The sequence below is a fragment of the Insolitispirillum peregrinum genome, from assembly GCF_900156605.1.
Lineage (GTDB): Bacteria > Pseudomonadota > Alphaproteobacteria > Rhodospirillales > Rhodospirillaceae > Insolitispirillum > Insolitispirillum peregrinum.
The window spans coordinates 606,186-618,811 of sequence record NZ_FTOA01000002.1 but is presented as its reverse complement, the minus strand read 5'-3'; the positions used below and the strand labels follow the sequence as shown (position 1 = coordinate 618,811).

13 protein-coding genes and 2 tRNA genes are annotated in these 12,626 nt (G+C 61.7%); 4 read left to right on the top strand and 11 right to left on the bottom strand.

Annotated elements, in window-relative coordinates:
- Positions 1–59: 59 nt before the first annotated feature.
- The 3 genes from BW995_RS06790 to BW995_RS06780 form a co-directional block, all read right to left on the bottom strand.
- Positions 60–674: a ribonuclease D gene (locus BW995_RS06790; RefSeq protein WP_076399405.1), complete on the bottom strand. Its 615-nt coding sequence runs from the start codon at positions 672–674 to the stop codon at positions 60–62.
- 121 nt (positions 675–795) lie between these two features.
- Positions 796–882: transfer RNA gene (locus tag BW995_RS06785), tRNA-Leu, on the bottom strand.
- 173 nt (positions 883–1,055) lie between these two features.
- Positions 1,056–1,142, bottom strand: a tRNA-Leu gene (locus tag BW995_RS06780).
- A gap of 221 nt (positions 1,143–1,363) precedes the next feature.
- Between BW995_RS06780 and BW995_RS06775 the strand changes: the two genes are divergently transcribed.
- From BW995_RS06775 to dapB (BW995_RS06765), 3 genes are all read left to right on the top strand, one after another.
- Positions 1,364–2,383 carry a complex I NDUFA9 subunit family protein gene (locus BW995_RS06775; protein WP_076399404.1) on the top strand — a complete coding sequence of 340 codons (1,020 nt, stop codon included), beginning with the start codon at positions 1,364–1,366 and terminating at the stop codon, positions 2,381–2,383.
- A gap of 122 nt (positions 2,384–2,505) precedes the next feature.
- On the top strand, positions 2,506–3,306 hold the full coding sequence (dapB, locus tag BW995_RS06770) for a 4-hydroxy-tetrahydrodipicolinate reductase (RefSeq protein ID WP_076399403.1): 801 nt from the start codon (positions 2,506–2,508) through the stop codon (positions 3,304–3,306).
- Positions 3,307–3,365: 59 nt separating this feature from the next.
- Positions 3,366–4,166, top strand: a complete 801-nt coding sequence (dapB, locus tag BW995_RS06765; RefSeq protein WP_076399402.1) for a 4-hydroxy-tetrahydrodipicolinate reductase — start codon at positions 3,366–3,368, stop codon at positions 4,164–4,166.
- A gap of 11 nt (positions 4,167–4,177) precedes the next feature.
- Here dapB (BW995_RS06765) and BW995_RS06760 read toward each other — a convergent pair whose 3' ends face one another.
- On the bottom strand, positions 4,178–5,485 hold the full coding sequence (locus BW995_RS06760) for an adenylate/guanylate cyclase domain-containing protein (protein ID WP_076399401.1): 1,308 nt from the start codon (positions 5,483–5,485) through the stop codon (positions 4,178–4,180).
- Between the two features lie 38 nt (positions 5,486–5,523).
- Between BW995_RS06760 and nth the strand changes: the two genes are divergently transcribed.
- Positions 5,524–6,156, top strand: a complete 633-nt coding sequence (gene nth, locus BW995_RS06755; protein ID WP_407656304.1) for an endonuclease III — start codon at positions 5,524–5,526, stop codon at positions 6,154–6,156.
- 52 nt (positions 6,157–6,208) lie between these two features.
- On the opposite strand, the gene BW995_RS06750 is transcribed toward nth, so the two are convergent.
- The 7 genes from BW995_RS06750 to BW995_RS06725 form a co-directional block, all read right to left on the bottom strand.
- On the bottom strand, positions 6,209–7,033 hold the full coding sequence (locus BW995_RS06750; protein WP_076399399.1) for an acyl-ACP desaturase: 825 nt from the start codon (positions 7,031–7,033) through the stop codon (positions 6,209–6,211).
- Positions 7,034–7,257: 224 nt separating this feature from the next.
- The gene (locus BW995_RS20410) at positions 7,258–7,578 is read right to left on the bottom strand and encodes a hypothetical protein (protein ID WP_139332793.1); all 321 of its coding nucleotides are present in this window, start codon (positions 7,576–7,578) and stop codon (positions 7,258–7,260) included.
- A gap of 25 nt (positions 7,579–7,603) precedes the next feature.
- Complete coding sequence (locus BW995_RS06745) at positions 7,604–8,005, bottom strand: F0F1 ATP synthase subunit epsilon (protein WP_076399398.1); 402 nt, start codon at positions 8,003–8,005, stop codon at positions 7,604–7,606.
- Between the two features lie 82 nt (positions 8,006–8,087).
- Positions 8,088–9,512 (bottom strand): F0F1 ATP synthase subunit beta, encoded by a 1,425-nt coding sequence (gene atpD / locus BW995_RS06740; protein ID WP_076399397.1) that lies wholly within the window; start codon positions 9,510–9,512, stop codon positions 8,088–8,090.
- A gap of 61 nt (positions 9,513–9,573) precedes the next feature.
- Entirely contained in the window at positions 9,574–10,461 is an 888-nt protein-coding gene (locus BW995_RS06735) for a F0F1 ATP synthase subunit gamma (RefSeq protein ID WP_076399396.1), read from the bottom strand.
- 45 nt (positions 10,462–10,506) lie between these two features.
- Positions 10,507–12,039 carry a F0F1 ATP synthase subunit alpha gene (gene atpA / locus BW995_RS06730; protein WP_076399395.1) on the bottom strand — a complete coding sequence of 511 codons (1,533 nt, stop codon included), beginning with the start codon at positions 12,037–12,039 and terminating at the stop codon, positions 10,507–10,509.
- Positions 12,039–12,599, bottom strand: a complete 561-nt coding sequence (locus BW995_RS06725; protein ID WP_076399394.1) for a F0F1 ATP synthase subunit delta — start codon at positions 12,597–12,599, stop codon at positions 12,039–12,041. The genes atpA and BW995_RS06725 overlap by 1 nt, the downstream gene beginning before the upstream one ends.
- Positions 12,600–12,626: the final 27 nt, after the last annotated feature.

Sequence of the window (12,626 nt, the reverse complement as noted above, 5' to 3'; positions counted from 1 at the left end):
ACAGCCGCCCTGAAACCGGGTTCTGCCAACAGGCAAGACCCCGACACCAAGTGCCACCATCAGTGACTGAAAATGTCCTGACCTTCCCAATCCTGCAAATCGAGCATCGCCCGCGTCGGCAGGAAATCAAAACAGGCCTGCGCCAGTGCCGCCCGCCCTTCGCGCACCAGCAAGCGGTCAAAGACCTCTTTCAGCCGGTGCAGATACAGAACATCCGACGCCGCATAGGCCAGTTGCTGCTCGCTCAGGCTTTCCGCGCCCCAGTCAGAGCTTTGCTGTTCCTTTGACAGCTCCACCCCCAGCAACTGGGAACACAGCACCTTCAGCCCGTGGCTTTCGGTGTTGGTGCGGGTCAGCTTGCTGGCAATCTTGGTGCAATACAGCGGAGTCGCATCAACCCCCAGCCGGTGTTTGATCTGCGCCACGTCGAAACGGGCATAGTGGAAAATCTTCAGCAGGCTCTGGTCGCCCAGCACCCGTTTCAGGTTCGGGCAGTCATAACCGTAAACACCGCCGACCTGCACCACATGGGCATCGCCATCCCCGGCCGACAACTGCACCACGCACAGACGGTCGCGCACCAGTGACAGGCCCATGGTTTCGGTATCAACGGCAATCGCGCCCTGAAAGGTCAGGCCATCGGGCAGGTCGCCCTGATGATAATGAATGGTCATGAAGCCCCCGGTTCTGTTCACGGCAAAGACAGCTCGGGCCATGATGCCCGATCACGGTGGCCATCAGAGCAAAAAAAATCGGCTTGATGAAGAGCCGCTGTGCGGAGCTTTACCAAGCCGATGGTGCCCAGGAGAAGACTCGAACTTCCACGACATTTCTGCCACAGGTACCTGAAACCTGCGCGTCTACCAATTCCGCCACCTGGGCAGGTGGTCGGTCCGTTCCACCGTTGCCGGTGCCGCTGGACTGCGGTGGAGGCGGTTTGTAAGGGATTACCCCAAGGCCGTCAAGCTGTTTTTTTAAAGAAAGATTACGACAGCCGTCAGGCCAAAAAAAATCGGCTTGGTGAAGAGCCGCTGTGCGGAGCTTTACCAAGCCGATGGTGCCCAGGAGAAGACTCGAACTTCCACGACATTTCTGCCACAGGTACCTGAAACCTGCGCGTCTACCAATTCCGCCACCTGGGCAGGTGGTTCGGTCCGTTCCACCGTTGCCGGTGCCGCTGGACTGCGGTGAAGGCGGTTTGTAAGGAACTATTCCTCCCCCGTCAATCTCTTTTTTATCGCCCCATGCAAAAGGCCGAACGGGCACGATTTTCCGCGTCCCCTGCGCCAACGCTTGCACAGTGCCGTTGGTTATGCCAGTTTTCGCCCACCCAAATGCGTAGTGTCAGGGAGTGTGCGGGACCATGGCTGAACGCCTTATTACCGTCTTTGGTGGGTCCGGTTTCGTCGGACGCCATCTTGTCAATCAGCTGGCGGACGAAGGATGGCGCGTGCGCGTGGCCGTGCGCGACCCGGAAGGCGCCAAGTTTCTGAAGCCGCTGGGCGATCTGGGGCAAATCACCCCGGTGCCCGCCAGCCTGCTGAACCCCGAGTCGATCAAGCGCGCCTGCGCCGGGGCCGACGTGGTGATCAATCTGGTCGGTATCCTGCATGAAAGCGGCAAGGCCAGCTTTCAGGCGATTCATGCCGACGGTGCCGCGCTGGTCGCCGAAGCCGCCAAGGCCGCTGGCGTGAAGACCTTTGTGCAGATGAGTGCGCTGGGGGCGTCCAGCTCCAGCCCGTCACGCTATGCCCGCAGCAAGGCCGAAGGCGAACAGCGCGTCCGTGCTGCCTTCCCGTCGGCCACCATCGTTCGCCCGTCGGTGATCTTCGGGCCGGAAGACGGTTTCTATAACCGCTTTGGTGCGATGGCCCGCCTGCTGCCGGTGCTGGTGTACTTCTGCAAGGATGCCCCCGGCCTGAAGACCAGCCCCAACGGCGGCACGGCGGTGGATTTCTACGGTGCCGGTGGCCCGAAGTTCCAGCCGGTCTACGTCGGTGACGTCGCCAAAGCGATCGTCAAGGCCCTGAAGGACCCGGCAATGGCCGGCAAGACCTATGAACTGGGTGGCCCGCGCACCTATTCCCTGCGCGAAGTGATGGAACAGGTGTCGCGCGAAACCCGCCGCAACCGTCTGGTCCTGCCCGCCCCGATGTGGCTGGCGAAAATTCAGGCGATGTTCCTGCAGTTCCTGCCCAACCCGCCGCTGACCCCCGATCAGGTTGCCCTGCTGCAAAGCGACAACATCCTGACCGGGGCCTGCCCGGGCCTGAAGGATCTGGGCATCGAGCCGGAATCCGTTGAAGCGGTCATTCCCAGCTATATCGACCGGTTCCGTCCGCTGCACCGGCAGATTCGCCGTCTGGGCAAAAAACACGCCTGACCGCTTCCCGTCACCGGGGAGTGGTTCGCCGCGGCTCGCAATCCGACGATTGCGGGCCGCAGTGCGTTTTACCTCCCCCCCGCCCCCCTACGTCTGCTTTTCCGTCACCAAGAGGGATCACCATGAAGATTGCCATTGTGGGCTGCGCTGGCCGGATGGGCCGAATGCTGTTAACCGAAGTTCAGGCCGCCGATGGCTGCCAGCTGATCGGCGGAACCGGCCCGAGCGGAGCGCCGGAAATCGGCAGCGACATCGGCCTGTTGATCGGCCCGACTCCGCTGGGAATCACGGTAAGCGACGATGCCGAGGCGGTGTTTGCCGCCGCCGACGCGGTGATTGACTTCACCGCCCCCGACGCCACCGTTGCCCATGCGGCGCTGGCGGCCAAGCACAACACCGCGCTGATCGTCGGCACCACCGGCCTGAGCGCCAGTCACCAGAGCGCCCTCGACGAGGCCGCCAAAAGCGTGCCGGTGGTGTTTGCGCCGAACATGAGTGTCGGCGTCAACCTGCTGTTCGCGCTGACGCAAAAGGTCGCCGCCACCCTCGGCATTGATTACGATATCGAAATCGTTGAAATGCACCACCGTCACAAGGTCGATGCTCCGTCGGGCACTGCGCTGGGTCTGGGCCGTGCCGCAGCGGCGGGCCGGGGTGTGGCGCTGGATGCGGTGAAGGAAACCGTCCGTGACGGTCACACCGGCGCCCGCGAAGCCGGCAAGATCGGCTTTGCCACCCTGCGCGGCGGCGATGTGGTCGGCGACCACACGGTGATCTTTGCCAGCGAAGGCGAACGGGTCGAGCTGACTCACAAGGCCAGCTCGCGCGCGATCTTTGCCCGGGGGGCCGTGCGCGCCGCCCAGTGGTGCAATGGTCGTCCGGCGGGTCTGTACAGCATGCTCGACGTGCTTGGCCTCGCCTGAGCCTTTGTCAGAAGGGGGCCAATACGCCCCCTCCCCTTCTTTTCAGGGATGAAACCCCGATGAGCATCGGCATTCTGGGCTGCACTGGCCGGATGGGGCAGATGATCCTGACCCATCTGGTGCAGCATCACCGCTCGCTGATTGCCGGGGGCAGCGGCTCGCCGAACAGCACCCTTGCCGGACAGGACCTTGGCCGACTGGTTGGAGCTGACCCGCTGGGGCTGACGGTGGACACCGACCCGGCGCGGGTGATGGCACGGGCCAGCGTGGTCATTGACTGCTCATCCCCTGCCGCAACGGCCCACCATGCCGCACTGGCCGCCCGCCATGGAACTGCGCTGGTGGTGGCCACCACCGGCCTGAATGCGCAACAGCAGCAGGCGGTGTTCGATGCGGCGCGCAGCGTCCCGGTGATCTACACCCCGAACCTCAGCCCCGGCGTTTCGGTGCTGATCGCCCTCACCCGGCAGGTTGCCGCCACACTGGGGCCGGATTACGACATCGAAATCGTCGAGATGCATCACCGCCACAAGGTCGATGCGCCTTCCGGCACCGCCCTCGGACTGGGGGAAGCCGCTGCCGCCGGGCGGGGGCAGCCGCTGGATGCCTTGAAGGAAACCGTCCGCGATGGTCACACCGGTGCGCGCAACAGCGGCACCATCGGCTTTGCCACCCTGCGGGGTGGCGATGTCGCCGGGGATCACTCGGTGATTTTTGCCAGCGACGGCGAGCGGCTTGAACTCAGCCACAAGGCCAGTTCACGCGCCCTGTTCGCGCACGGTGCCATCCGCGCCGCCCACTGGTGCGGTGATCGCCCACCGGGTTTGTACAGCATGCTCGATGTGCTCGGCCTCACCTGAGGAGCCTTCCCTCACACCGTCATCCGCCGGATCCGCAACGGCTCGGTGCGGCCCTTGAGCTGGATTCCCTCCACCTCGCCAAAGCCTTCGGGATGACCGGCGCGCGCCAGCGTTGCGGTATCAATTACCACTTGCTGCTCTGCCGCCTCGCTGCACAACCGGGCCGAAACGTTGACCGCATCGCCGATCACCGTAAAGTCCTGTCTGTCGCTGGTGCCGATCGTTCCGGCAATGACATAGCCATCATGCAGGCCAATCCCTACCCGACGGGGCAGGTCCGGGATGGCCTTCAGGTCGGCCTGAATCTGCATCGCACAGGCCACCGCCCGCGCCGCCCGCTCTGACCCCTCAAAGACCGCCAGCAGGGCATCGCCAATCATCTTGTCCACGTCGCCATGGTGCGCCCGTACCGCCTTTACCTGAATCGCCATCACCTGATTCAGCAACGCCACCACCCGTTCCGGCGGATTCGATTCGGCATAACTGGTAAAGGACCGGATATCGGAATAGAGCAGCGTGGCATCCAGAACCCGCGACTGCAACTGGTCACCATCTGCCCTTAGCGCCGCCCCCAAAGCCTGCCCCGAAACCAGCCGTTGCAGCCGCTGGCGCAAGCCCTGCACGTTGGCACTGTGGCGGTTGATATCCCGTTGGGCGCGGGCCACCATCCGCCCCAGCAGGAAGGCCAATCCCCCCAACAGCAGCATCGGGGCCGCCACCTGCGGGATGATATTGCGCAACAGCAGGCTGTTGAGGTCACCAGCCGGTTCATACAACTCAAAGACCAGTTGCAGTTTGCCTTCCTCGTCCGGCAACCAGACATAAATCTCGTACAGGTCTTCGCCACGATCGCTTTGCAGCTCGATCTGCGGCTCCTGTGTTTCCAGTAACCGCCACAACTCTGGCGCCCTGTCGACACCTCCCGCCACCAGATCGGCGGTGCTGAACAGCAGGCGTCCTTGCGGATCATATATCTTGATCCGCGCCATGCCGCGATCGGCCATCGAGACCTGCACCGCATGACGCAGCGGCGAGTCGATGGCAATTTCCGGGACGGCATCCTGCGGTTTGACCGACAACAACTGTTGCCAGGCATCGGGTGCCACCCGCTGGGCGGCGAGGGCAATCTGGTGCGCCCGTTCCTGCGCCACCTTCAGGTAAATGTCTTCGGCCAGCTTGCCACCACGGTACAGACTGAGCAGGGCCGACAGCACCATCAGCCCCGCCAGCAGGGGCAGGATATGGCGGCGAAAGGCCCGTTGTAGTGGATAGGGCTGATCATCCTGTACTTCGTCCGACGGGCGATTACTGCTATCCATATGCCTCTACCGTTTTGCTGTGGTGCCCGATGAAAGCCCTGACCAAGAAAGAAATCACCGCCTTTTACGGAGCCCTGGCGGCTGCCATGCCCGAGCCTAAAGGCGAGTTGCATTACGTCAACCCCTATACACTGCTGGTCGCGGTGGTTTTATCAGCGCAGGCCACCGACAAGGGGGTCAACAAGGCCACCGGCCCGCTGTTTGCCATTGCCGACACCCCGCAGGCGATGGTTGATCTGGGCGAAGAGGTGGTGCGCGAGTACATCAAGACCATCGGCCTGTTCAACACCAAGGCCAAAAACGTCATCGCCCTGTCGCGGCAACTGATCGAACAGTACGGCGGCGAAGTGCCAGAGAATCGTGAGGCGCTGGAGACCCTGCCCGGAGTCGGGCGCAAGACGGCCAACGTGGTGCTGAACATCGCCTTTGGGCATCCGACCATTGCGGTTGACACCCACATCTTTCGCATCGGCAACCGCACCGGGTTGGCGATGGGTAAAACCGTCCGTGCCGTTGAGGACCGACTGGAAAAAATCACCCCGAAAGAATTCACCCTGCACGCCCACCACTGGCTGATCCTGCATGGACGCTATGTCTGCAAGGCCCGCAAGCCGGACTGCGGCCTGTGCGTGGTGCGCGAATGGTGCCATTATCCCGAGAAGACGGCCTGAGGGGCCTCAAGGCCCCGGCGAGGCATGGAGCAGCGCTCCACGCCCCTGTTTTTTACGCTGCCCGTTGCAACTCCTGCGACATCTTGTGCGCCCGTCGCTGGATGAACCGCCACAGCATCCGGCTGATCACGTTGGCAAACCAGCCCTGCGCACTCAGCCCGGCGGCCTTCAGCACCATGTGAGCCGCCCGTTCGACATGACGAGCCCGATAAAAGCTGAACGCTCGTGCGCCATAATTCAGCGCCGCCGTCTCGCGGTCATAGCCCTCGGGGGTGCCGACGTTGGCCGCGTGATAGGCAAAGGCCAGTTCGTCGTCTTCGCTTTCCCTGATTCGGCCTACCGCAACCATGAACCGCTTCCACGCTGGCACGTTCTCACGCTGCTGATAGTCGCGCATGGCGGTCAGAAAGAATTTGTAGTGGCGGAATTCGTCACCGGCAATGCGGTTACAGATATCCTTCAGCACCGGCTCGTCACAGGCATCGCGCAGGGCGGAATAGAACGAGCTGGTGCCGGTTTCAACGATGCAGCGGGCAATCAGCTCGCCGGTCCGCGATCCACGGATGCTTTCGGCGGCATCAGTGGCAATCTTGTAGCCATCGGTAAAGCAGCGAAAGGCATTCATATAGTTGAATGACGGGTCCGCCAGCTCGGCCCACCGGCCCAGAGCATCGCCGTGTTGCTCTTCTTCACGACGCCAATCGGCAGCATAGGCATTGAACGGTGCGTCGTCGTGAAACACATTCCCCAGATAGGTCGTGTAATCCGCCGCATTGCGTTCGACCAGCGCCGCCGCTTTCACCACTTGCAGGATGTGCGGGTTTACCTTGGTCGGATCAAAACGATCCCAGGCGATATCATCCAGGGTCCAGGCCATCACATCCTCTTGGCAGCGAAAAATATTGCCCCGATATAGGGCAAAAAATCAGAATTTCCAGAGCATTCGAACGGTTGGAGTTGTGAGCCTTCACAGGACACGACAGTTTGAAAAAAAAGAGCGGGCTGCCGCCCGAACCTCTCGGGGCCTGAGGCCCCGAACCCCCATTTTTTCTTTGATGATCAAAGGAATGAGGTCTGGGGCCTAGACCAGCGTGCGTTAAATCAGACGCAGGCACGCTGGTCTAACATTTTGTTCTGTCGCATTGTTTTTGCGAAAACCGGTTCCCACTTTTCGCACAACGCAGGTTTTTTCATGTCGCATTGTTTTTGCGAAAACCGGTTCCCACTTTTCGCACAACGCTCTAAAGGCCCCAGCGAGGTGTGGAGCAGCGCTCCATGATCCTGTTTTCTGTTTGTCGTGTACTGTGCCAACAGCGAACCCAAAACAAAGAGCCAGCCTACGATGTCAATCGCAAGCTGGCTTTTTGTGATCGGATCGCACAACAGGAGCCACAACTGCCTTCGGGGCACGGCAGCGATCATCCCTGGAACATGGCGGCAGCCTGTCTTACGACAGGGCAGCCAGCATGGCTTCGGCGACAGCAATCCGGTTCTTGGCCTGAGCCTTTTCCAGCGGCTGGTCAGCTTCCTGCAAAGCTTCGCGGGCCGCGGTCAGACGGGCCTGCACCGCATCACGGGACAGGTCAGCCAGCGGAACGGCTTCTTCAGCCAGAACCGTGCAACGGGTTTCGGTGACTTCGGCAAAACCGCCAGCCACGAAGATCCGGTTGACCACAGCGCCCTTCTGGTAGATGTCGATGACACCCGGACGGACGGTGGACAGCATCGGAGCGTGCTGGGGAAGGGCACCGAAGTTCCCTTCGGAACCGGGCACCACCACCATCTCCACCGGTTGGGAGATCAGCAGCTTGGAAGGCGACACCAGTTCAAATTCGAGCGTTTCCGCCATGGTACAACGGTCTCCGCTTGCGAGAGGACGACGGGGCAAAGGCGCACATCACAAGGACACAACGCCTTCACCCCGGTACGGCTTAGGCGGCGTCAGCAGCCAGCTTCTTCGCCTTTTCAACGGCTTCTTCGATGGTACCCACCATGTAGAAAGCCTGTTCCGGCAGGTGGTCATACTCGCCGGCAACGATACCCTTAAAGCCCTTGATGGTGTCTTCGATCTGCACGAACACACCCGGGGTACCGGTGAACACTTCAGCCACATGGAACGGCTGGGACAGGAAGCGCTGGATCTTGCGGGCGCGAGCCACGGTCAGCTTGTCTTCTTCGCTCAGTTCGTCCATGCCCAGGATGGCGATGATGTCCTGCAGCGACTTGTAGGTCTGCAGAACCGACTGCACCTGGCGGGCGGTCTGGTAGTGTTCTTCACCAACGATGCGCGGGTCCAGAGCGCGCGAGGTCGAGTCCAGCGGGTCAACGGCCGGGAAAATGGCCATTTCAGCGATGGAACGCGACAGCACGGTGGTGGCGTCGAGGTGAGCAAACGAGGTGGCCGGAGCCGGGTCGGTCAAGTCGTCAGCCGGCACGTAAATGGCCTGCACCGAGGTGATCGAACCCTTCTTGGTCGAGGTGATGCGTTCCTGCAGGGCACCCATGTCGGTCGACAGGGTCGGCTGATAGCCCACCGCCGACGGAATACGGCCCAGCAGAGCGGACACTTCGGCACCAGCCTGGGTGAAGCGGAAGATGTTGTCCACGAAGAACAGCACGTCCTGACCTTCTTCGTCGCGGAAGTATTCGGCCTGGGTCAGACCGGACAGGGCGACGCGGGCGCGGGCACCCGGCGGCTCGTTCATCTGACCGTAGACGAGGGCGCACTTGGAATTGCCGCCTTCGAGGTCGATAACGCCCGATTCGATCATTTCGTGGTACAGGTCGTTCCCTTCACGGGTACGTTCACCCACACCAGCGAACACCGAGTAACCACCGTGGCCCTTGGCGACGTTGTTGATCAGTTCCATGATGGTCACGGTCTTGCCGACGCCGGCGCCACCGAACAGACCGATCTTGCCGCCCTTCAGGTACGGAGCCAGCAGGTCAATGACCTTGATGCCGGTGACCAGAATTTCGCTGTCGGTCGACTGATCGACGAAAGCCGGAGCCGGACGGTGGATCGGAGCAACGCCACGGGCGTTCACCGGGCCACGTTCGTCCACCGGCTCGCCGATCACGTTCAGGATACGACCAAGCACTTCCGGACCGACCGGAACCTGGATCGGCGAACCGGTGTCGACCACTTCCTGGCCACGCACCAGACCCTCGCTCGAGTCCATCGCAATGGTACGCACGGTGGATTCACCGAGGTGCTGGGCAACTTCCAAAACCAGGCGGTTGCCACGGTTCTGGGTTTCCAGCGCCGAAAGAATGGCCGGAAGTTCACCCGAGAACTTCACGTCCACGACGGCGCCCATGACCTGAGTAATGGTACCGACGTTGTTCTTAGCCATGGGAATAGCTCCTATCGCCCCGAATTCTGTGTTCCTGAGTAGCGCGTGTCTAAAAGGACCCTTACAGGGCCTCGGCGCCGGAGATGATTTCGATCAGTTCCTTGGTGATCGCAGCCTGACGGGTCCGGTTATAGACCAGCGTCAGCTTGTTGATCATGTCGCCTGCGTTGCGCGTGGCGTTGTCCATGGCGCTCATCCGGGCACCCTGTTCCGAGGCATCGCCTTCCAGCAGGGCAGAGAAGAGCTGCATGGAGACGTTCTTCGGCAGCAGATCCGCGAGGATACCTTCCTCGGACGGCTCATACTCGTAAAGCGCCTTGCCAGCCGCATCGTTGGTGTTGGCCGCCACTGCCGGGACCGGGAACGGCACCAGCTGCTGACGGGTCACAACCTGCGCAATCGCCGATTGGAACTTGTTGTAAACAACCGTGCAGACATCGAATTCGCCAGCGTCGAACATCGACAGCACCTTTTGTGCCACCATGTCGGCGTTTTCGAACGTCGCGCCGCGACGGGTCAGCCCTTCATAGGTCTGCAGGATCAGCGACGCAAAATCGCGCTTCAGCAGGTCGCGGCCCTTACGGCCCACGCACAGCACCTTTACCTGCTTCCCGGCTGCCTGCAGATCCTTGATCAGGTTGCGGGCATTACGGGCCACGTTGGTGTTGAAGCCACCGCACAAGCCACGGTCGGCGGTCATGACCACCAGCAGGTGCACAGCGTCCTTGCCGGTACCGGCAAGGAGCTTTGGTGCACCAGCCTGACCGACCATCGAGCCGGCCAGGTTACCAAGCATGCGTTCCATACGTTCGGCGTACGGCCGACCGGCTTCAGCGGCCTCCTGGGCGCGGCGGAGCTTGGACGCCGCGACCATCTTCATGGCGCTCGTGATCTTGCGGGTGTTTTTCACCGACGAGATACGAGCGCGTAGGTCCTTAAGGCTGGCCATGGAGATTAGGCCCTTCCCTGTTTACCGTTGTCGCCAGTCCGCGTCTTACGCGAAGGTCTTGCCGAAGGCTTCGAGGAAAGCAAACAGCTTGCCTTCGGTGTCCTTCGAGATCGCCTTTTCGGTACGGATGGCGGCCAGGATGTCAGCGCCCTTTTCGCGCAGGGCAGCGAGCATTTCACGCTCGTAGCGGTTGACGTCCTTGATCGCCAGCTTGTCGAGGAAGCCCTTGGTACCGGCGAAGATCGAGGCAACCTGTTCTTCCACCTTCATCGGGGCGAACTGGGGCTGCTTCAGCAGCTCGGTCAGACGGGCACCACGGTTCAGCAGCTTCTGGGTCGCCGGGTCCAGGTCGGAAGCGAACTGCGCGAAGGCAGCCATTTCACGATACTGGGCCAGTTCCATCTTGATGGTACCGGCAACCTGCTTCATCGCCTTGATCTGGGCAGCCGAGCCCACGCGGGACACGGACAGACCCACGTTCACGGCCGGGCGGATGCCCTTGAAGAACAGGTCGGTTTCCAGGAAGATCTGACCGTCGGTGATCGAAATCACGTTGGTCGGAATGTAGGCCGACACGTCGTTGGCCTGGGTTTCGATCACCGGCAGAGCGGTCAGCGAGCCCGAACCATTGGCGTCGTTCAGCTTCGCAGCGCGTTCCAGCAGGCGGCTGTGGAGATAGAACACGTCGCCCGGGTAAGCTTCACGTCCCGGCGGACGGCGCAGCAGCAGCGACATCTGGCGGTACGCGACGGCCTGCTTGGACAGATCGTCATAGAAGATCACGGCGTGCATGCCGTTATCGCGGAAAAATTCGCCCATCGAGCAACCGGTGTACGGCGCCAGGAACTGCAGCGGAGCAGCTTCGGAGGCGGTCGCGGCGACGACGATGGTGTAGTCCAGAGCGCCGTATTCGGCCAGGGTCTTGACGACCTGGGCGACGGTCGAACGCTTCTGACCCACGGCGACGTAGATGCAGAACAGCTTTTCGCTGTCGTTCTTGGCGGCGTCGTTGATCGGCTTCTGGTTCAGGATGGTGTCCAGAATGACGGCGGTCTTGCCGGTCTGGCGGTCACCAATGACCAGTTCGCGCTGACCGCGGCCGATCGGGATCAGGCTGTCGATAGCCTTCAGACCGGTCTGCATCGGCTCGTGCACCGACTTGCGCGGAATGATGCCCGGGGCCTTGACGTCAGCCAGACGACGGCTGACATCGGTCAGCTCGCCCTTGCCGTCGATCGGGTTGCCCAGACCATCAACCACGCGACCCAGCAGGCCCTTGCCGACCGGCACGTCCACGATGGTCTGGGTACGCTTGACGGTGTCGCCTTCCTTGATGTAGCGGTCATCACCGAAAATCACGACACCAACGTTGTCGGGTTCGAGGTTCAGGGCCATCCCGCGAACGCCACCGGGGAACTCGACCATTTCACCAGCCTGAACCTTGTCCAGACCATGGATGCGGGCGATACCGTCACCGACGGACAGCACGGTCCCGACCTCTGCGGCCTCGGACTCGGTACCAAAATTGGCAATCTGATTCTTAAGGATAGCGGAGATTTCCGCGGCGCGGATTTCCATCACCCAACCCCTTTCATGGCGAGCTGAAGACGCTGCAGCTTCGTGCGGACTGAATTATCGACCATACGCGAGCCGATCTTGACGATCAGGCCGCCGAGGATGGTCGGATCGATGAAGATGTTCATCGCGACATCTTTCCCCACCGCTTGCTTGAGCGCGGCGGAAAGGGACGCAACCTGAGCATCCGACAAGTATTTGGCGCTGTGGACCGTAGCGGTCACTTCGCCGCGCGCGCTCGCCAGGCGGGCAAGATAGGCGTCAGCCATACCTCCCAGCGCAAACAGGCGGCGGTTCTGCGCGATCAGCCCCAGAAAATTCCTGACGAGGTCAGACAAAGCGGCACCCTGCGCGATGGCATCGATGCCCTTCTGCTGGTCCTCACGGGACACGATGGGCGACGAGATAAAGCGCCGGAAGTCGGCGCTCTCCGTCAGCATGGCCTTAAGCGACCGGAGATCGGCTGCGACCTGATCGAGCGCATTGCGCTCGTATGCGAGGTCATAAAGCGCCGAAGCGTAGCGGTCGGCAAGGCCGTTTGATCCTGCGGTTTCGGATGACACGTTCTGCTGGCCCCAGAAAATTCGTTG

Coding starts and splice junctions, on each gene's coding strand:
- BW995_RS06790 (WP_076399405.1), bottom strand. CDS start 674: ATGACCATTCATTATCATCAGGGCGACCTGCCCGATGGCCTGACCTTT.
- BW995_RS06775 (WP_076399404.1), top strand. CDS start 1,364: ATGGCTGAACGCCTTATTACCGTCTTTGGTGGGTCCGGTTTCGTCGGA.
- dapB (WP_076399403.1), top strand. CDS start 2,506: ATGAAGATTGCCATTGTGGGCTGCGCTGGCCGGATGGGCCGAATGCTG.
- dapB (WP_076399402.1), top strand. CDS start 3,366: ATGAGCATCGGCATTCTGGGCTGCACTGGCCGGATGGGGCAGATGATC.
- BW995_RS06760 (WP_076399401.1), bottom strand. CDS start 5,485: ATGGATAGCAGTAATCGCCCGTCGGACGAAGTACAGGATGATCAGCCC.
- BW995_RS06750 (WP_076399399.1), bottom strand. CDS start 7,033: ATGGCCTGGACCCTGGATGATATCGCCTGGGATCGTTTTGATCCGACC.
- BW995_RS20410 (WP_139332793.1), bottom strand. CDS start 7,578: ATGATCGCTGCCGTGCCCCGAAGGCAGTTGTGGCTCCTGTTGTGCGAT.
- BW995_RS06745 (WP_076399398.1), bottom strand. CDS start 8,005: ATGGCGGAAACGCTCGAATTTGAACTGGTGTCGCCTTCCAAGCTGCTG.
- atpD (WP_076399397.1), bottom strand. CDS start 9,512: ATGGCTAAGAACAACGTCGGTACCATTACTCAGGTCATGGGCGCCGTC.
- BW995_RS06735 (WP_076399396.1), bottom strand. CDS start 10,461: ATGGCCAGCCTTAAGGACCTACGCGCTCGTATCTCGTCGGTGAAAAAC.
- atpA (WP_076399395.1), bottom strand. CDS start 12,039: ATGGAAATCCGCGCCGCGGAAATCTCCGCTATCCTTAAGAATCAGATT.